This window comes from Campylobacter sp. CFSAN093238, assembly GCF_012898015.1.
Lineage (GTDB): Bacteria > Campylobacterota > Campylobacteria > Campylobacterales > Campylobacteraceae > Campylobacter_D > Campylobacter_D jejuni.
Genome location: NZ_CP040611.1, coordinates 1,450,555 through 1,470,017, shown reverse-complemented (window position 1 = coordinate 1,470,017; position 19,463 = coordinate 1,450,555). Strand labels below are relative to the sequence as shown.

At 27.7% G+C, this 19,463-nt stretch carries 17 protein-coding genes; all 17 read left to right on the top strand.

The genetic code is table 11. The features are described from left to right. The first annotated feature begins 3 nt into the window (after positions 1 to 3). The 17 genes from FBF21_RS09305 to FBF21_RS07435 all read left to right on the top strand — a co-directional run bounded on the left by FBF21_RS09305 (position 4) and on the right by FBF21_RS07435 (position 19,462). Positions 4 to 2,208, top strand: a complete 2,205-nt coding sequence (locus FBF21_RS09305) for a hypothetical protein (protein ID WP_069176614.1) — start codon at positions 4 to 6, stop codon at positions 2,206 to 2,208. A 9-nt stretch (positions 2,209 to 2,217) separates the two neighbouring features. Then, complete coding sequence (locus tag FBF21_RS07505) at positions 2,218 to 4,014, top strand: hypothetical protein (RefSeq protein ID WP_052778632.1); 1,797 nt, start codon at positions 2,218 to 2,220, stop codon at positions 4,012 to 4,014. Then, positions 4,014 to 4,559 carry a dTDP-4-dehydrorhamnose 3,5-epimerase family protein gene (locus FBF21_RS07500; protein ID WP_002871486.1) on the top strand — a complete coding sequence of 182 codons (546 nt, stop codon included), beginning with the start codon at positions 4,014 to 4,016 and terminating at the stop codon, positions 4,557 to 4,559. Before FBF21_RS07505 ends, FBF21_RS07500 begins: the two co-directional genes overlap by 1 nt. Next, the gene (locus FBF21_RS07495) at positions 4,559 to 5,599 is read left to right on the top strand and encodes an NAD-dependent epimerase/dehydratase family protein (protein WP_002876273.1); all 1,041 of its coding nucleotides are present in this window, start codon (positions 4,559 to 4,561) and stop codon (positions 5,597 to 5,599) included. The genes FBF21_RS07500 and FBF21_RS07495 overlap by 1 nt, the downstream gene beginning before the upstream one ends. A gap of 8 nt (positions 5,600 to 5,607) precedes the next feature. After that, positions 5,608 to 6,642: a GDP-mannose 4,6-dehydratase gene (locus tag FBF21_RS07490; RefSeq protein WP_002876274.1), complete on the top strand. Its 1,035-nt coding sequence runs from the start codon at positions 5,608 to 5,610 to the stop codon at positions 6,640 to 6,642. A 23-nt stretch (positions 6,643 to 6,665) separates the two neighbouring features. Next, positions 6,666 to 7,604: an NAD-dependent epimerase/dehydratase gene (locus FBF21_RS07485; protein ID WP_002860369.1), complete on the top strand. Its 939-nt coding sequence runs from the start codon at positions 6,666 to 6,668 to the stop codon at positions 7,602 to 7,604. Positions 7,605 to 7,678: 74 nt separating this feature from the next. Further along, positions 7,679 to 8,698: a D-glycero-D-manno-heptose 7-phosphate kinase gene (gene hddA / locus FBF21_RS07480; protein ID WP_002876275.1), complete on the top strand. Its 1,020-nt coding sequence runs from the start codon at positions 7,679 to 7,681 to the stop codon at positions 8,696 to 8,698. After that, entirely contained in the window at positions 8,695 to 8,844 is a 150-nt protein-coding gene (locus FBF21_RS09085; protein WP_002909366.1) for a hypothetical protein, read from the top strand. Before hddA ends, FBF21_RS09085 begins: the two co-directional genes overlap by 4 nt. Before the next feature lie 68 nt (positions 8,845 to 8,912). Then, positions 8,913 to 9,911 carry a class I SAM-dependent methyltransferase gene (locus tag FBF21_RS07475; protein ID WP_002909367.1) on the top strand — a complete coding sequence of 333 codons (999 nt, stop codon included), beginning with the start codon at positions 8,913 to 8,915 and terminating at the stop codon, positions 9,909 to 9,911. Between the two features lie 5 nt (positions 9,912 to 9,916). Beyond that, on the top strand, positions 9,917 to 10,522 hold the full coding sequence (gene gmhA2, locus FBF21_RS07470) for a D-sedoheptulose 7-phosphate isomerase (RefSeq protein ID WP_002876464.1): 606 nt from the start codon (positions 9,917 to 9,919) through the stop codon (positions 10,520 to 10,522). Then, the gene (locus FBF21_RS07465; protein ID WP_002876465.1) at positions 10,510 to 11,184 is read left to right on the top strand and encodes a nucleotidyltransferase family protein; all 675 of its coding nucleotides are present in this window, start codon (positions 10,510 to 10,512) and stop codon (positions 11,182 to 11,184) included. Before gmhA2 ends, FBF21_RS07465 begins: the two co-directional genes overlap by 13 nt. A 12-nt stretch (positions 11,185 to 11,196) precedes the next feature. Beyond that, positions 11,197 to 12,999 (top strand): DUF2972 domain-containing protein, encoded by a 1,803-nt coding sequence (locus FBF21_RS07460; protein WP_052814078.1) that lies wholly within the window; start codon positions 11,197 to 11,199, stop codon positions 12,997 to 12,999. Between the two features lie 79 nt (positions 13,000 to 13,078). Beyond that, positions 13,079 to 14,863, top strand: a complete 1,785-nt coding sequence (locus FBF21_RS07455) for a DUF2972 domain-containing protein (protein ID WP_052949013.1) — start codon at positions 13,079 to 13,081, stop codon at positions 14,861 to 14,863. A gap of 66 nt (positions 14,864 to 14,929) precedes the next feature. Next, positions 14,930 to 15,703 (top strand): class I SAM-dependent methyltransferase, encoded by a 774-nt coding sequence (locus FBF21_RS07450; protein ID WP_052949014.1) that lies wholly within the window; start codon positions 14,930 to 14,932, stop codon positions 15,701 to 15,703. A gap of 50 nt (positions 15,704 to 15,753) precedes the next feature. After that, positions 15,754 to 16,515, top strand: a complete 762-nt coding sequence (locus FBF21_RS07445; RefSeq protein WP_002913983.1) for a class I SAM-dependent methyltransferase — start codon at positions 15,754 to 15,756, stop codon at positions 16,513 to 16,515. Between the two features lie 14 nt (positions 16,516 to 16,529). Beyond that, positions 16,530 to 18,869 carry a PEP-utilizing enzyme gene (locus FBF21_RS07440; RefSeq protein WP_002860376.1) on the top strand — a complete coding sequence of 780 codons (2,340 nt, stop codon included), beginning with the start codon at positions 16,530 to 16,532 and terminating at the stop codon, positions 18,867 to 18,869. Next, on the top strand, positions 18,860 to 19,462 hold the full coding sequence (locus FBF21_RS07435; RefSeq protein WP_002860377.1) for a gamma-glutamyl-CDP-amidate hydrolase: 603 nt from the start codon (positions 18,860 to 18,862) through the stop codon (positions 19,460 to 19,462). Before FBF21_RS07440 ends, FBF21_RS07435 begins: the two co-directional genes overlap by 10 nt. Position 19,463 lies beyond the last annotated feature (1 nt).

Below are 19,463 nucleotides of genomic sequence, written 5' to 3'. Positions count from 1 at the left end.
AAGATGTTTTATAAAAAAAATGATTTAATTGATATAACAAATTATTTAGCCATGAAGTCTTTTGGATTAAAATATTTTGCAAGCGAACAAACTTCACAATTATTAATTTATTCTAAAAAGAAATACTGTTTAAGATATCTTGTGTTAGAAAGGGTTGATTTTGATATTAAGAAGCTTATTGTTTTGATTTCTATAAATTCCATAGAATGGAAAAAAATAGAGTATAAATATTATATTGATAAAGATTTAAAAATTATTATTGAAATAAATATCCCAATATATTTTAAATATATTAAATTGAATTATAAAGATAATTTTTACATTACAAGATCTAATATGAAAATTCTAGTAACAAAATTTTTAGGCTTGATTGTATCCAACAGACCAGATGGATTTGCTTCAAGAATATGGGCTTTTTTAAATGCTATGTATATTGCAAAAAAAACTGGATTTAAATTCGGTTTTGTATGGCCAAGATTTGATGATGTTGGTGGCATGATTTCTAAAAAATATATAACTATTGATTCTGAGGAAAATATATTTGATAAAAATTTTATTCAAAATCACTCTTATACTTGTAGTCGTTTGCCACAAACTCATAGTTATGATAACTGTTTAGGCCCCTTGTCTTTAAAAAATATTCAAAAATTACCTTTTTATGAAGATTATGGTCATTTGGTTACATGTTGTATTCCGCTTTATGAATTAATTTTTGATATTGATATACAAGAATATCAATATAAACTACGACAAATTTGGAATAAATTACAATTTTCCTACAAGTATTTAAATATAAAAAATATTGTTGAGAATATTTATCATAAATTGAATAATCATTTTGTGGCTATACATATAAGAGGTGGAGATATTGTTAATGGAGAACATAGATTGTTCATAATGAGTAGCTTATGGACTTATTTATATCCTTTGGAGTTGGTAACACAATTGATTAAAATGCTTTTAGGTCAAAAAATTAAAATTATCGTATTTTCAGATGATGATGAAGCTGTTGAAATGATTAAAAAAAATCTTATCTATAATCAGTATAATTTAGAAAATCTTTATTTTTCTAAAGATTTGACCCCGAAATATTTATCTATAGAAGAAAATATTTTTTTTAATTTTCAACTATTATCTAAATCAAGATATATCTATGGTTCTCAATGGTCTACTTTTAGGATATTAGCTGGATTTTTAGGAGAATGTAAGAAGCAAGAGGCAATTTTAGATACCTTTACATATGATGAACAATATCAGATTTTAAGCGATAATTTAAGAAGCGTAAAAACTAATAGAAGTTATAAAGCAGCAAGTTGTATGTATTTATATGTTATTGGACGAAATATAGATAAAGATAAGGAATGTTTAATAAAAATTTTAAGAAAGGGTTTTAGATATGATCCAAAAAATCTCTCGTTTAAGATTAAAATAATTGATTTACTATTTGAACTTGATGTTGTTAAAGCCGAATGTGAAATTAAAAATATTTTTTTTGAAAAAAAATATGGATTTATAGAATTATTGTTTTCTAAATTTTATAAAATGGAATTTGAGATGGAATGGAGAAATTATCTTAAATTTGCAAATAAAAATTATCCTTACATTTCTTTAATTGCAAGTTATATAGCATTTTATATTGGTGATATTGAAAATTCTTTAAAGTTATATTCTTATTATAAAGATGACGAAGAGATTAAAGATATTACATCTAAGGTGTTTATGTGTGAAATATTTCAAAAGAATTTTTATTATTTAAATCAAGAGATTATTGATAAAAATATAATAATAACTTCACTAAACCAACAAATCTCCTCACTAACTCAACAACTCAATCATTTTAAAACTTTTTCAACAGCTAAACAAAGGATTCAAAACCAACTTCCATATAGATTAGGCCAAGCAATGATAATAAATTCTAAAAATTTTTTAGGTTATATATTTTTACCGTATATTTTATTAAGTATTGTTATACTATATAAACAAGAGCAAAAAAATTATAAACATAAAATTAAATTAAACCCAGAATCAACCTTACCTCCATTAGAAACTTATCCTGATTATAATGAAGCTTTAAAAGAAAAAAGATGCTTCACTTATAAATTAGGACTTGCTTTAATTGAAGCTAATAAAAAATGGTATGGGGGGGGGTATATCAAATTGTGGTTTAAGATTAAAAAATTAAAATATGAATTTAAAACTAAGAATTAGGTTTTAACTATGGGAAAGAAAAAATTTACATTACAACTTGGAGAAAAGCCTTATATTATATCTGCAAAACCAGATGGATTTGGAATGAGATTATCGAGCATGCTTATAGGTATGTATTTGGCTGAAAAACTAGGATTTAATTTTGGTTTTGTATGGGATAATTCTATTGATTTGGATAGGTTTGATATTAGAACAAAAATATCTGAAGATATATATTATTTTGCTAATGATATGGAAAATGTTTCTTCTATTTTTTCTTATTTTTTTCTCAAGAAGTATTATATAACTGATTATAAAATACAAAAAAATCATGGTTTTAAGTTACATTCCAAGATTAGAACTTTTGATGAAATTAAATCTCCTCCTTTTGAGAATGAATGGGGATGGTATTCAACTGATATTCCTCCGTATTATTGGTTGAAAGATTGTAAAAAAGAAGAATTTCTATGTATAGTTCGAGATATTTATAATAATAAATTTATTTTTTCTTCTGATTATCAGCAAATTTTTGATAATGTTAATGTGATTAATGAAAAAATTAATAATTTTATTGCTTTGCATATCAGGGGTGGAGATATCGTATATTCTAGTTTGAGAAAGCATGCTGGTCGCAAAGTTTTAGAAGAAAGATTTTTCCCTTATGAAATTGCATTAGAAATTATTAAAAGACATACTAATGCAAATGTAAAAATTATTATTTTTGGGCAGGATGTTAAATCAAATATGAAATTATTAAACTATATTATTGAGAATAAAATTTTACCTAAAAATAAAATTTTTACCGTTGATGAATTTATAAATCAGACTTTTTCTTCACTTCAAAGAGTTTTTTTTGAGATAAATTTAATGTCTAAAGCTTATGCTATTTATTCTCCTAAAGTATCAGCCTTTTCTAGAGCTGCTATGATGATTTCTGGGAAAGATATATTGATTGCGTATGAAGATATATTTAACGTACAAGAACGATTTGATATAATTCAAAGGAATTTATTTTCTTTGGGATTAAATGATTTGCAAATAGCTAGATCTCTCTTTTATCAATATACTTTATCTTTAAAATTGAAAATGCCTTTAAATATATGCTTGGAAATTTTGAAAAAAGCACTTTATTTTGATAGAGATAATGATGCTTATAGGATCTATATAATAGATAACTTATTTCAAACTTATCAACATGAACTTATAAATCGTTATTTAAAAATAATTTTAAATAATAGATATGATTGTTTTTTAAAAACTTTATGTGATAATTCTTTGAATGTTTTCTGTGATTATTATAAAAAATATTTAAATCAATCTAAAAATAATTTTTTTTATATAAAATTTGTTGCAGCATATATTAGTATTTATAAGGGTGATGTGTATTGTGCCTTGCAATATCTAGATGAGTTAATAAGTATGAAACATAACAATACGCTTTTATTGAAATTGATTGATAAAATAAAATATAATTTATGTTATAATGGAGAACTTAGATTAAAGGGTACTTTGCAATATAAATTAGGACAAGTGTTTTTAAATATTTTTACTAAAAGTAATATAATAGATGTTTTATTTTTTTTAAGTCGATATAAGAAGGAGAAGAAAAAAATAGAATTATTTATTCAAAATTTTAATATTAATATTCCATCATTTGAACAATGTTATGATTATAGCAATGCAAAAAGAATTGAGCACTATTTATCTTATAATATAGGTAAAATAATGATTCAAGCTCACCAGTCTTGGTATAAAGGAGCTTATTTTATTTTGCCTTATAAAATATACATGCTTTATAAGAATTTTAAATACAAAAAAGGAAAATAATGGCAATAGAATTTGATATACAAGAATCAAAAATTTTAAAAGGAGTGTATATCATAACTCCTAACAAATTTAGAGATTTAAGAGGTGAAATTTGGACAGCTTTTACAAGCGAGGCTGTAGATAAACTCTTGCCAAATGGATTAAAATTTATACACGATAAATTCATACATTCTAAACATAATGTTATTCGCGGTATCCATGGTGATGTAAAAACTTATAAGTTAGCCACTTGTGTCTATGGAGAAGTGCATCAAGTTGTGGTTGATTGCAGAAAAGATTCCCCAACTTATTTAAAGCATGAAAGATTCATCATAAATCAAGATAATCAAAAAATTATCTTAGTTCCAGCGGGTTTTGGAAATGCTCATTATGTTAGTAGTGAAACTGCAGTTTATTATTATAAATGTGCTTATTTAGGAGAGTATATGGATGCTCCTGATCAATTTACTTATGCATGGAATGATGAAAGAATAGGCATAGATTGGCCTACTAATAATCCTATTCTTTCGGAGCGTGATATTTTAGCTATGAGTAAGGATAAATAATGCAAAAAAATTCCAAAATTTACATAGCAGGACATGGTGGTACCTTAGGAAAAACTCTTTATAATACACTTATAGATGAGGGTTTTAATAATATTATCGTAAAAACAAGAAAAGAATTAGATTTAGTAGATCAAAAAGCTGTGACTGATTTTTTTGCAAAAGAAAAACCAGAATATGTTTTTTTATGTGCTGCCAAGCTTGATACTTTAGGGCTTTTTACTCCAGCCGATGTAATCTATGAAAATAGCGTACTTCAAGCAAATATCATTCATTCATCTTATCAAAATAATGTTAAAAAGCTAATTTTTTATGGTTCTGCTTGGGCTTACCCTCAAAAAGCTATAAATCCCATTAAAGAAGAGAATTTATTAGATGGAAAGCTAGATTTAAAAGCCGTTGCATATGGTTTACCAAAAATTATAGGAACAAAAATGTGCGAAAGTTATAATTTGCAATATGGAACAAATTTTATCACTTTGTATCTTGCAAATTTGTATGGAGAGACAACCGAGTTTGATTTACAAAAAGCAAAAGTTTTACCAGCTTTGCTTCGCAAATTTCATTTAGCAAAACTTTTAGATGAAAATAAAATTGATGAGGTTTTAAAGGATTTGCAAATGAATTCCTTAGAGCAAGCAATGGAATATTTACAAAAATTTGGTGTAAGTAAAGATAGCGTAGAAATTTGGGGTGGTGGTAGTGTAATTAGGGAATTTATTCATGCAAAAGATTTAGCTGATGCTTCTATTTATGTGATGAAAAATATAGATTTTAAAAATATTGTTTCATCTAATGAACCGCATCTTAATGTAGGAAGTGGGGAATTTTTAAGTATCAAAGAACTTGCTTTTTTGATTAAAAATATTGTTGGATTTAAGGGTGAAATTGTGTTTAACAATTCAAAACCAGATTCTACAATGGATAGAATGTTAGACAGTTCAAGATTGCAAAATTTAGGCTGGAAGGCAAAAATCAAGCTTGAAGATGGCATTAAGATGATGTATGAATGGTATTTAAAAGAGCAAAATATAAGACAATAGGAAAAATCATGAAAAAAACAGCATTAATTACAGGATTTACAGGGCAAGTTGGTTCTCAAATGGCAGATTTCTTGCTAGAAAACACAGACTATGATGTTATAGGTATGATGCGTTGGCAAGAACCTATGGATAATATCTATCATTTAAGTGATAGGATCAATAAAAAAGATAGAATCAGTATTTTTTATGCAGATTTAAATGATTACTCTAGTCTTCAAAAACTTTTTGAGAGTCAAAGGCCTGATGTGATTTTTCACCTAGCAGCTCAGTCTTATCCAAAAACTTCTTTTGATATACCTATAGAAACTTTACAGACTAACATAATAGGCACAGCAAATATTTTGGAAAACATTAGAATTTTAAAGGCAAAAGATGGATATGACCCTGTAGTGCATATTTGCTCTTCAAGTGAAGTTTATGGTAAAGCAAAAGCAGGTGTTAAGCTTAATGAAGAAACAGCTTTTCACGGTGCAAGTCCTTACAGTATAAGCAAAATTGGCACTGATTATTTGGGAAGATTTTATGGCGAAGCTTATAACATTCGCACTTTTGTTACAAGAATGGGAACACATAGTGGCCCAAGACGTTCTGATGTGTTTTTTGAAAGCACAGTTGCAAAACAAATTGCTTTAATTGAAGCGGGTTATCAAGAGCCTGTTATCAAGGTTGGAAATCTCTCAAGCGTAAGAACTTTTCAAGATGCCAGAGATGCTATAAGGGCTTATTATCTACTTTCTCTTGAAAGTGAAAAAGGAAAAGTTCCTTGTGGGGAAGCTTTTAATATAGCAGGAGAAGAAGCCTTTAAACTTCCTGAAGTTATAGATATATTGCTAAATTTTAGTGATATGGGGGGGGGTATTGAGGTAAGACAAGTTGAAGATAGGATGCGTCCTATTGATGCTGACTATCAAATGTTTGATAATGGTAAAATAAAGAGTTTTATCGATTGGAAAGCTGAAATTCCTGTTAGACAAATGCTTAAAGATTTGCTAAATCATTGGAGAAATGAAATTAAGAGAGGCAGAATTCCTTTAAATCGATAAAACCATCGATTTAAAGGAAAAATATGTCAAAAAAAGTTTTAATTACAGGTGGTGCAGGTTATATAGGTTCGGTTTTAACACCGATTTTACTTGAAAAAGGTTATGAAGTTTGTGTGATTGATAATTTGATGTTTGATCAAATCTCTCTTTTATCTTGTTCTCATAATAAAAATTTTACTTTTATAAATGGTGATGCTATGGATGAAAATCTTATTAGACAAGAGGTAGCAAAAGCTGATATTATTATTCCCCTAGCTGCTTTGGTTGGAGCTCCACTTTGCAAAAGAAATCCAAAATTAGCCAAAATGATCAATTATGAAGCTGTAAAAATGATAAGCGATTTTGCAAGTCCTTCTCAAATATTTATTTATCCCAATACAAATAGCGGTTATGGTATAGGAGAAAAAGATGCAATGTGCACTGAAGAATCTCCCTTGCGTCCTATCTCAGAATATGGGATTGATAAAGTGCATGCGGAGCAATATTTGCTTGATAAAGGAAATTGTGTAACTTTTCGTTTGGCTACTGTTTTTGGAATTTCACCTAGAATGAGACTTGATTTACTTGTTAATGATTTTACCTATCGTGCATATAAAGATAAATTTATAGTGCTTTTTGAAGAGCATTTTAGACGCAATTATATTCATGTTCGTGATGTGGTTAAAGGATTTATTCATGGAATTGAGAATTATGATAAGATGAAGGGTCAGGCTTATAATATGGGATTAAGTTCTGCAAATTTGACTAAAAGACAGCTTGCTGAAACGATTAAAAAGTATGTTCCTGATTTTTATATCCATTCAGCTAGTATAGGTGAAGATCCGGATAAAAGAGATTATTTGGTTTCAAATGCTAAATTAGAGGCTACAGGTTGGAAACCAGATAATACTTTAGAAGATGGCATTGAAGAACTTTTAAGAGCATTTAAAATGATGAAAGTTAATCGCTTTGCAAATGTTTAAGTGATATTAATAGAAGTTAAGTATATTTTGCTATAATTTTTATAATAAATTATAGCAAAATAAGTAGTAATTCGATGAAAACCATACGCACACAAACTCCTCTTCGTCTCGGTCTAGCAGGCGGAGGAACTGATATAAATTTATATTGTGATAAATACACAGGTTATGTTTTAAATGCGACTATATCTTTATACATACATTGCACTTTGATCGAAAGAGAAGATGGAAAGATCATTTTTGATTCTCCTGATACAAATTCTTACTCTGAGTACGAAAGTAAAGAATTCTTAGGAGATGATGGAAAATTAGATATTTTTAAAAGTATTTATAATCGCATTGTAAAAGATTTTACAAAAAAACCTTTAAGTTTTTCTTTGCATACATACTCAGATGTACCAAGTGGTAGTGGTTTGGGCGGAAGCTCAACTTTGGTTGTAGGGGTTATAAAAGCCTTTGCAGAATGGCTTAATCTACCTTTAGGAGAATATGAAATCGCTAAGCTTGCTTATGAGATAGAAAGAGAAGATTTAGGCATAGTAGGCGGAGCACAAGATCAATACGCCGCAACTTTTGGTGGCTTTAATTTTATGGAATTTTATGATAATAAAAGAGTAATCGTTAATCCTTTGCGTATTAAAAACTGGATAGCTAGTGAGCTTGAAGCTAGAATTGTGCTTTATTTTACAAATATCACAAGAGAAGCAAAAGATATAGAAGAGCATAAAAAAGGAAAGCTCGGAGATGAAAAATCCCTTGAAGCTATGCACGCTATAAAACAAGATGCTATAAAGATGAAAGAAGCTTTATTTAAGGCGGATTTTGATACTTTGGCGAAAATTTTAGGCAAGTCTTGGCAGTCAAAAAAAATCATTTCAGAAATCGTTAGCAATGATGAGCTTGAAAGAATTTATAAACTAGCTATAGATAATGGAGCTTATAGTGGCAAAACTAGTGGAGCAGGAGCAGGTGGATTTATGTTTTTCTTTGTAGATCCTACTAAAAAATACAACCTAATCAAAGCTTTAAGCAAAGAGCAAGGTTATGTGCAAGATTTTTCATTTACAAAAGAGGGGGTTAAATCATGGAGAATATGAATAATTTACAAAAATGTAGTTTATGCGGCCAAGTATATCATGAGAATATTATATTTAAAGCCAATAATATTTTTATTTCTGCTGAAAATTTACAAGAAAAACCTAGCATGCATTTACATAATTATGCTAGGGGGGGGGGAGTATAAAATTATCGCAGTGCGACAAATGTGGTTATATAGAAAATCTTGCTTTTAATAAAAATGAGATGCAGAAAATGTATTCGAGTGCTGGATATTATCAAACAAAAAATTTTACCTCTCGTTTGAATAAACATATAATAGAAATTAAAAATACTATAATGAAATACGCCAAAAATACTGATATTTTTTTGGAAATTGCACCAGGCAGAGGTGATCTTGCTTTAGCATTATCTAGAGAAGTTAGTTTTATTTATACTATAGATCCTTCTAAATCAAGTTCAAATTATGACAAAACGAAAAATATGAAACATATACAAGGATTTTTTAGTAAGAAATTTTTAGATGAGCAGGTTGATAATAAAATTAATTTTATAGTATTTAGACATTTATTAGAACACATTGATAACCCTAAAATTTTTTTAAAAGATATTGTAGAGTATTTAGATGAAAATGGTATGATTTACTTGGAGGTTCCGAATGCACATGATATTTTAAGATATAAAAGATTTATTGATATTTATCATGATCATTGTGGTTATTATCAAGAGGCTACTTTAGTAAATATTATGAATCATTTAGGGTGTAAACTTATTGAAAAAGTGAAATATTTTGATGAACAACACATAGGTTTATTTTTTTTAAAAAAACAAATTAGGAAATATCAAGAACCATTTGTTTTCTATAATAACATAAAAGATAGTTTTGATATTGAAATAAAATATATAAATGATGTTTTATCTCGGTATAAGAATATAGGTATTTATGGCGCTGGTGTGCAAGGGCATACATTAATCAATCATTTGAATTATAAAAATTTATTGAAAATTGTTTGTGCTTTCGAAATTAATAGAGATAAAGTTGGTAAATATATGGTTAATTCAAATATTTTAATAAACTATCCAGATCGGAAAAGTTTAGAAAAATTGGATTGTTTAATTATGGCTATACCATCTCATGAAGTATATGCATATGAAAATGAAATTCTAGATTTTATAAGGAAGAAATATTTTCAAGGAGATGTTATAAGAACTGCAAAAGGGATCGAATGTTTCAAATTTTCAAAGGGTAAATAAAAATCATGGAAGTTATAAATTCATATATAAAAGAACATTTTCAAGAATCAATTTTAGTAAAAGAGCAAATTTTAAAAGATGAGAATTTGATAACTCTTATTAAAAATGCTTCATTAGAAGTCATAAAAGCTTATAAAAATGGTAACAAAACTTTATTAGCAGGAAACGGTGGTAGCGCAGCAGATGCACAGCATATTGCAGGGGAATTTGTAAGTAGGTTTTATTTTGATAGGCCCGGTATTGCAAGTATCGCACTTACGACAGATACAAGTATTTTAACAGCTATCGGGAATGATTATGGTTATGAAAATTTATTTGCTAGACAAGTGCAAGCTCAAGGTGTTAAAGGAGATGTTTTTATAGGCATTTCAACAAGCGGAAATAGTAAAAATATCTTAAAAGCTTTAGAGCTTTGCAAACAAAAAGAAATCATAAGTATAGGCTTAAGCGGAGTTAGTGGTGGAGCGATGAATGAACTTTGTGATTATTGTATAAAAGTGCCTTCAACTTGCACGCCAAGAATTCAAGAAGCACATATTTTAATAGGACATATTATTTGTGCTATTGTCGAAGAAGAGCTTTTCGGTAAAGGTTTTTTTTGCAAGCAATAATACTTTGTGGCGGCTTAGGAACAAGACTTAAAAGTGTTATAAAGGACATTCCAAAGCCTATGGCACCGATAAATAATAAACCTTTTTTAGAATTTATTTTTGAGTATCTTAAAAAACAAGGCATAAAAGAGATTATCTTAGCAGTATCATACAAATATGAAGTGATAAAAGAGTATTTTAAAGATGAGTTTTTAGGTATAAAAATAAAATACAGTATCGAAAAAGAGCCTCTAGGAACAGGCGGAGCCATAAAAGAGGCTTTGAAATTTATAAAAAACGAGGCTTATGTTTTAAATGGCGATACTTTTTTTGACATAGATTTAAGTAAATTAAAGCTAAATAGAAGTAAAATTTGCCTCGCTTTAAAACAAATGAATGATTTTGATAGATACGGCATGATAAATATTGATAAGCATGGGCTTGTGATTTCCTTTGAGGAAAAGGTATTTAAAAAGCAAGGTTTAATCAATGGTGGAATTTATCTTTTAACTAAAGATATTTTTAATGATTTTGCTTTGCAGGAAAAATTTTCTTTTGAAGAGTTTTTACAAGAAAATTATAAAAAGCTAAAGGCTAGAGCTTGTATTTTTGATGATTATTTTATAGATATTGGCGTGCCTGAGGATTATTATAATTTTACAAGCAACCAAAGCTATTTTTAAAGGAGAAACCCTATGTATAACCCAAACTCAGCTATAGAAAGAGTAAAAAATCATCTTGCTTATAAACTAGGTCAAGCTATGATTGACTTTACAAACAATGGGGGGGGGTATATAGCATTATTTAAAAAACTCTATAAAATCAAAAAACAACATAAAAAAGAACAAAAAATTTATCAACAAACTATACAAATCTTTCCTCAGCTCAAATATCCAAGTTTAGAAACATGTGGTGATTATGAACAAGCTTTAAGATATAAATTTCATTTGTCCTATATGCTGGGTGAAGTTTTAATCAAGGCTGATAAAACTTGGCATAAAGGAAGTGGATTTAAACTAAAAAATGATATTAAAAAAGCAAATAAAGAATTTCAAATTTTTAGAGAAATTTTTAAAGAATTTGATCAGATTAACTCTAGCATTCTTGAAGGATTGATAAATAATAAACAACTATTCCTAAAAGAATTTCCAAGAATAAAAAATATATTAAAAATTCATCAAGACTATAAAGCAATACTAGATAATATCTTTCACAACTTTAATTATTTTATACAAAATTTTGATCTTATAGAAGAATGGTTGTTATCAGATGATTTTAATGAAAGATATAAAAAAGGAAGTCATCCTTATCCTTCTTTACTTGATCCCAAGAAACTAAATGATGAAAACGAAAAAATTAATTATAAAAATATACCTGCTGAACTTGCTTGGGAGATGAATTTGCCCTTACCGGATAGGTATGAGTTTGTGATTTTTGGTAGTCATGGTGTCGGAATGAAGAGCGTGTTGGCAATTTTAAAATTTTTAGGATATCATAATCCTAGTTATTTAAACCATGAGGCCGAAGGTAAATTCCGATATTATCAAGCTTATGTAACTTTTTTATCTAAAAAAATATTTTTTTTAGATATATTTGATTATGGATTTGAAGGATGTGATAAATATTTATTAATGATAGCTAAAAAATCCAAATGTATTTATTTCACTCGAGATCCTATTTGTATTTTAGAAACTTATATTAATGCTAAAATTAGAAACCCAAATTTTTCAATGAAAATTAGCATTGATTCAAATTTAGATGGAAAATTAAATTTATATAAATATGTTAATAGTTTAGAGGCTCAGAAAAATTTTATTTTTTCTAAAAATATGGGTTTGAGAGCATGTTATTTTGAATATTCGGTTGTAGATCTCTTGAAATTAAAGGATATCTTATATATTGATATGAATGAATTGCAATCAATAAATATTGTAAACACTTTTATTAAAATTTTTAATTTTTTAAATATCAGTTTAAACATTAATGATCAAATTAAAAATATTAATTTTGGATATTCTTGGTATTTTAATGGTCTAGAAATTGTGTCAAGTAGATTTAGTTTTTTTATTTCAACTCATGCTTCAGTATTGCTTAATGATAAAGTTTGGGAAAACTATAGCGAAATAACTGATCTTGTATCATATGATTATGATGTGTTAGATTTTAAAATTTTTGTTAAATCTGATTGTTATGCTTTGTTAATTAATGATGAGAAAGAATTAAAAAAAATGAACACTTTTTTAAAAAAATTTATACAAGAATTTCAAAAACAAGTTGGCATTGAAAGATCTAGAAAAATAACTCCTAGTCAGTATTTAAAATTTTTATTTACAGAGGAAAAGAAAGAAAAAACTATTAAATTAAAAGAACTTTTTGATTATGAGTTGCAACATATCAAGCAACATCGTCCGGATATAGTAGCTTCTTGGAAATACTACCAAGAATTTGAAAGAATGTGTAAAGAGTTAGATGAGAATAATCAAAACCCATCTTTATAATTTTTTAATCAATAATTATATATAATTATTTCTCGTTTTTGTATTAATTTATTTTTTAAAGGAGATCCCCCCCCCCCATATGAATTCAGCTATAGAAAGAGTAAAAAATCATCTTGCTTATAAACTAGGTCAAACTGTGATAGAACATAGACATAACGGGGGGGGGTATATAGCATTATTTAAAAAACTCTATAAAATCAAAAAACAACATAAACAAGGACAAAAAATTTATCAACAAACCATACAAGTCTTTCCCCAACTTAAATATCCAAACTTAGAAACGTGTCCTGATTATAATGAAGCTTTAAGATGTAAATTCCATTTATCTTACATGATAGGTGAAGTTTTAATCAAGTCTTATCAGAATTGGTATAAAGGAGCTGGATTTAAATTAAAAAATAATATTAAAAAAGCAAATAAAGAATTTCAAATTTTTAGAGAAATTCTAAAACAATTTAAAGAATTAAATAGTGAATCTTTAAAAGCCATTCAAGATAATAAACAATTATTCCTAAAAGAATTTCCAAGAATAAAAAATATATTAAAAATTCATCAAGATTATAAAGTAATATCAGATAATATCTTTCACAATTTTAATTATTTTATACAAAATTTTGATCTTATAGAAAAATGGTTATTGTCAGATGATTTTAAAGAAAGATATAAAAAAGAAAACCATCCTTATCCTTCACTACTTGATCCTAAAAAATTAAATGATGAAAACGAAGAAATTAATTATCATAACATACCTGCTGAACTTGCTTGGGAAATGAATTTGCCTTTACCAGATAGGTATGAGTTTGTGATATCATTCTCATATGGATCTGGCCATGCTGCACTTATAACTTATTTTAATATGTGTGAAGTATCAGTTGCTTATGGCTTTGATGAAAATCCTAAAGTATATTACAAAAATTTATATAATCAATTAACTAGATCATTTTTTAAGGCTATTTGTTTAAATAATTATTACCAAGGATTAAATAGCGAAGATATGGGGCATATAGTATCTTTATCTTGCAATTATAAAGATACGGTATTATTGGTTAGAGATCCTATTTCGATTCAAAAAACAATGTTAAATCATATAAGCTATTTATATTCAAGAGAATCTCTTACAATTAAACCAAATGATCAAAATAGTATAAATTGTTTTTTGAATCAATGGATATATTTTTTTGGATCCAATAAGCCCAATTTAAATACTTTATGTGATAAATGGTTATATGATAATACCATTTTTGCTTATAGTGCTATTATCGATAATACTTGTAAAGAAAAATTATATTTGCTTAATTTTAATGATATTTATCCAAAACAAGTTATAAATACTTTTCAGTTTCTTGGAGAGAAATATTGTTTTTGCATTGAAGGTTTAGTTGCTAATCATAAGGAATTTCCTATAGCTGGAATTTTTTCGTGGTTTTTTCCTGTCAATATTGAAATTGCAAATATTAAAATTTGTTTAGTCACTTCTTGGTTTTATTATGGAAAGTATAATAAAAGAAGTGATTTGATTGATGTTACAAGTTTCGTTTTAGAAAATCATGATATAGATTTAAAATGTCTTGTATCTTTGGAAGATTATAAGAATTTTATTAACTACACTGATGATATAAAAAGATTTGTATTTAAATTGTTTAACTTAATAGAAGATAGGATAGCTATTGAGAGGAGTAGACAAATTTCTGAGCAGGATATTATTTTATTTTTATTAAATAGAAAAATACCAGCAAGGGTTTTTAAAGATAAGATTGATTATGAGATAGGGTATATTAAACAACATCGTCCAGATATAGTAGCTTCTTGGAAATACTATCAAGAATTTGAACAAATGTGCAAGGAGTTGGATGGTAATATTTAGGAGAAAGATTTGTAAATTAATAAAAAAAAGATATAATTGTGTTTAAAATTAGAGAAAGGAATCAATATGAAACAAGGGGATTTTACAAAAGTTGCAAAACATTATCACAATAGACCTGCTTATAGTCCGTTTTTACTTGAAAAACTTGTAGCTTGTATCAATGATAAAAATAAAAATTTTAAAGATTTAAATATTGTTGAAGTAGGAGCTGGAACTGGAAAACTTACTAAGATGTTGGGAGAAATGTTTGGATGCCAAATTAGTGCTGTGGAACCAAACGATAATATGCGCGAAGAAGGGCAAAAATTTACACAAAATTTATCAAATATTTCTTGGCATAAAGGGAGTGGCGAAGAAACCTGCATGAGCAATAATCAAGCTGATTGGGTCATCATGGCTAGTTCTTTCCATTGGACAGATCCTAAAAAATCTCTCCCAGAATTTAATCGTATATTGATAGGGGGGGGGTATTTTACTGCGATTTGGAATCCTCGCCACATTGTAGAGGGTTCGGTTTTTGATGAAATTGAAAAGGAGATTAAACATATTGTTCCAGATCTTGCTCGTGTAAGCAGTGGCACTCAAAATGTTAAAAAATGGGAAGAAATTCTTGTTTCAACAGGAGATTTCACAGACTGCTTTTTTATGGAGTGTGACTATAAAGAGTTTTGGGATAAAGAGCGTTATCTTGGAGCTTGGCATTCTGTAAATGATATACAAGCACAAGCAGGTGAAAAAAGATGGAAGGAAATTTTAGAGATGATAGAAGCTAAAATTTCTCATATGCAAAGTATAGAGATTCCTTATAAAATAAGAGCATGGACAGCTAGAAAAGCATAAAATATTTCCTTTTTTCATCAAGCTTGTCAAAGATGAAAAAAGGAAATAAAATGCAAAAACTAGTAGAACAAGTGTGGGATTATACCAAGCATGCTAAATTTTATAGCTATAGACCAAATTATGCTCCAAAAACTATAGATATGCTTATTAGCTTAGTTGGAAAAAAAGATATTAAAGTCGCTGATATCGGTGCAGGAACTGGAAATTTAAGCATTATGCTTTTAGAAAGAGGATGTAAGGTAGTATCTGTAGAACCAAATGATGCGATGCGTGAGATCGGGATGGAAAGAACCAAGGATCAAAAGATTGACTGGGTTAGAGCAACAGGCTTAAACTCAACACTCCAAAATAGTGAATTTGATTGGGTGACTTTTGGTAGTAGTTTTAATGTAATGGATAGAAATGAAGCCTTAGAGGAAGCGCATCGCTTATTAAAATCAGAGGGATATTTTTCTTGTATGTGGAATCACAGGGATTTAAACGATCCTGTGCAAAAAATAGCTGAAGATACTATTGTAGAATTTGTACCAAATTATACAAGGGGAACAAGAAGAGAAGATCAAAGACCAATTATAGAGAGTCGAAAGGATCTTTTTGATAATATTGTTTATATTGAAGAGGATTTTTATTTTCATCAAAGCATTGAAAATTATATTAATGCATGGAAGAGTGTTAAAAATCCTTACTGGGATTTGGAGACTGATGAAGGAAATGAACTTTTTAATAAAATTAGTAATAAAATTTCACAAAGACTTCCTAAGGAATTTAGCATAAAATATACCACTCGTTGTTGGAGTGCTAAAAAAATATAAAACTAAGGAAAAACATGGCGGAGTTAAAATTTAAAACCAAAGCACAAAATTTAAAAAATTTACAAACAAAATTAAAAAAAGCAAAAGTTCTACCTTTGGTTTTAACTTCGCTTGAAGAATTAATATCAAATGAAGATAAAGTTTTACAGGACATTCAAACCTTAAAGGCTAATAGACTCATTATAAGAAGTTCTTCTTTAAGTGAAGATAGCATGAAAAACTCCAATGCAGGTGCTTTTCTTTCTTTGGCAAATATTAAAGCTGATTCTAAAGATGAGTTATTAAAAGCTTTATATGAAGTTGCCAATTCTATGCCATCAAAAAGTGATGAAATTTTAGTTCAACCTATGCTTGAAAACATTACTCTTTGTGGAGTTGGTTTTAGTGTTGATAAGGATAATTTTTCCCCTTATTTTTGTCTTCAATATGATGAAAATGGTTCAAATAGCTCTATTACAGATGGAAGCAGTAAGAGTGCAAAAACTTACTATCATTACAGAAATTATTTAGAATTTAAAGATATTAGACTTCAAAAAATTATAGAACTTATAAAAGAATTAGAAGTTTTATATGATTGTCATTTTTTAGATGTTGAATTTGCATTTGCTATTCAAGATGATAAGGAAGAACTTTTTTGCTTACAAGTGCGTCCTTTGGTTATGCATGAAAAAAATAATTTATTTCATTCTTTACCAAAAGAAGCTTTATATAGATTTTATAAACGTTTTGAGTCTTTAAAAGAATCAAGATCTAGAGTTTTGGGAGATAAAGCTATTTTTGGGGTAATGCCTGATTGGAATCCAGCTGAAATCATAGGGTTAAGACCTAAGCGTTTAGCTTTTAGTTTATATAAAGAAATCATTACGGATAATATCTGGGCGTATCAAAGAGATAATTATGGTTATAGAGATCTAAGATCCCATCCTTTAATCCATTCTTTTTTAGGCATTCCTTATGTGGATGTAAGATTATCTTTTAATTCTTTTATACCAAAAAAATTAGATGAAAATATTGCACAAAAACTTGTCAATTTTTACTTAGATAAGCTTAATAAAAATCATGAATTGCACGATAAGATTGAATTTAATATTGTTTATTCTTGTTATGACTTTAATAGTTCTAAAAAATTAGAAGAACTTTTAAATCATGGTTTTAATGAAAATGAAATCAAAAGATTAGAATTTTCATTATTAGAACTTACAAATAAGATTATTAATCCTAGATCAGGGTTTTATTTAAAAGACATACAAAAAGCTTATAAGCTAAAAGAAAGATATGATGGCATTATTAATTCTAATTTTTCTTTAATTGATAAAATTTATTGGCTTATTGAAGAATGCAAGCGTTATGGAACCTTGCCTTTTGCGGGGGTGGCTAGGGCTGCATTTGTAGCAATGCAACTTTTAAATTCTTTAGTTGAGATTGATTTTATAACCAAAGAGGAAAAAGATGATTTTTTAAATTCACTCAATACAGTGAGTAAAAATTTAAGCAAACAAACAAACCATCTTAATTTTCACAACAAAGATCAATTTTTGAAAGATTTTGGACACTTAAGAGCAGGAACTTATAATATTTTATCTCCAAGATATGATGAAAATTTTGATCTTTATTTTGATATCAATCAGAAAGATCATAAAATTTATTTACAGGATAAAGCCCTTATTTTATCAGAAGAAAAAACAAAGGCTTTAAATGCTTTACTTAAAGAACATGGACTAGAAATTAGTGCTTGTGAATTTTTTGATTTTTTAAAACAAGCTATTGAAGGTAGAGAATTGGTAAAATTTGAATTTACTAGATTGCTTTCTAAAGCCATAGTTTATATAGAAGAATTAGGCAAGTATTATGGTATTGAAAAAGAAGATTTGGCTCATCTTGATATAAAAAGCATTTTAAATCTTTATTCTAGTCTTTATTCTATAAATCCAAAAGAACAGTTTTTAGAAGAAATTAATCGCAATAAAAAAGAATATGAACTTACACAAGCTATAAAGCTTCCTTCTTTACTTTGTAATGCTGATGAAATTTTTTCTTTTTATAATCATAGTATTATTCCAAATTTTATTACACAAAAAAGCATAACTGCATTTACGGCTAAAGAAAATGATAAAGATTTAGAAGGAAAGATTGTTTTAATTTATGCGGCAGATCCCGGATATGATTATTTATTTACAAAAAATATAGCAGGACTTATTACATGTTATGGGGGTGCTAATTCGCATATGGCCATTCGTGCCTCAGAACTTGGAATGCCTGCTGTTATAGGAGTTGGAGAAGAAAATTTTGAAAAATATTTAAAAGCTAAAAAAATAAATATAGAATGTGAAAGTGAGCAAATATTTTGTTTATAGGTATTACTCAAAGGCTTATTTGCAACGATAGTTATCATGAAGAAAGAGAATGTTTGGCTTTGGATTGGGGAAAATTATTTAATAAAGATTTATTTAAAAATTTTACTCCTCTTCCTCTTAGCTATGAAATAGATTTTTCTTATTATAAACATCTAATAAAAGCTGTGATATTAAGTGGTGGCAATGATTTAAGTTTTTATAGTCCTAATGTTTTATCCAAAAAGAGAGATTTATATGAAAAGCAAGTTATAGAAATTTGTTTAGAAGAAAAAATACCACTTTTAGGAATTTGCAGAGGGGCTCAGATGATAGCTCATTATTTTAACAGCCATATGAGTCCTTGTGAAAATCATATAGGCAAACATGAAGTATTTTTCTCAAAAGAAAAATTTATAAGCAATTCTTTTCATAATTTTGCTATTGAAAAATTAGGCGAAGATCTTGTAGAACTTTGCTTAGCAGAAGATAATACCATAGAAGCTTTTAAGCATAAGTATGAAAATATTTTTGGTATAATGTGGCATATTGAAAGAGAAAATGGGCTTAATAATATTCAAATTTTAAGAGAGTGGTTTAGTTTAATCAAGGAATAAT

Bases quoted from the DNA above. Each gene is read 5' to 3' on its own strand.
- FBF21_RS09305 (WP_069176614.1), top strand. From the start codon at position 4: ATGTTTTATAAAAAAAATGATTTAATTGATATAACAAATTATTTAGCC.
- FBF21_RS07505 (WP_052778632.1), top strand. From the start codon at position 2,218: ATGGGAAAGAAAAAATTTACATTACAACTTGGAGAAAAGCCTTATATT.
- FBF21_RS07500 (WP_002871486.1), top strand. From the start codon at position 4,014: ATGGCAATAGAATTTGATATACAAGAATCAAAAATTTTAAAAGGAGTG.
- FBF21_RS07495 (WP_002876273.1), top strand. From the start codon at position 4,559: ATGCAAAAAAATTCCAAAATTTACATAGCAGGACATGGTGGTACCTTA.
- FBF21_RS07490 (WP_002876274.1), top strand. From the start codon at position 5,608: ATGAAAAAAACAGCATTAATTACAGGATTTACAGGGCAAGTTGGTTCT.
- FBF21_RS07485 (WP_002860369.1), top strand. From the start codon at position 6,666: ATGTCAAAAAAAGTTTTAATTACAGGTGGTGCAGGTTATATAGGTTCG.
- hddA (WP_002876275.1), top strand. From the start codon at position 7,679: ATGAAAACCATACGCACACAAACTCCTCTTCGTCTCGGTCTAGCAGGC.
- FBF21_RS09085 (WP_002909366.1), top strand. From the start codon at position 8,695: ATGAATAATTTACAAAAATGTAGTTTATGCGGCCAAGTATATCATGAG.
- FBF21_RS07475 (WP_002909367.1), top strand. From the start codon at position 8,913: ATGTATTCGAGTGCTGGATATTATCAAACAAAAAATTTTACCTCTCGT.
- gmhA2 (WP_002876464.1), top strand. From the start codon at position 9,917: ATGGAAGTTATAAATTCATATATAAAAGAACATTTTCAAGAATCAATT.
- FBF21_RS07460 (WP_052814078.1), top strand. From the start codon at position 11,197: ATGTATAACCCAAACTCAGCTATAGAAAGAGTAAAAAATCATCTTGCT.
- FBF21_RS07455 (WP_052949013.1), top strand. From the start codon at position 13,079: ATGAATTCAGCTATAGAAAGAGTAAAAAATCATCTTGCTTATAAACTA.
- FBF21_RS07450 (WP_052949014.1), top strand. From the start codon at position 14,930: ATGAAACAAGGGGATTTTACAAAAGTTGCAAAACATTATCACAATAGA.
- FBF21_RS07445 (WP_002913983.1), top strand. From the start codon at position 15,754: ATGCAAAAACTAGTAGAACAAGTGTGGGATTATACCAAGCATGCTAAA.
- FBF21_RS07440 (WP_002860376.1), top strand. From the start codon at position 16,530: ATGGCGGAGTTAAAATTTAAAACCAAAGCACAAAATTTAAAAAATTTA.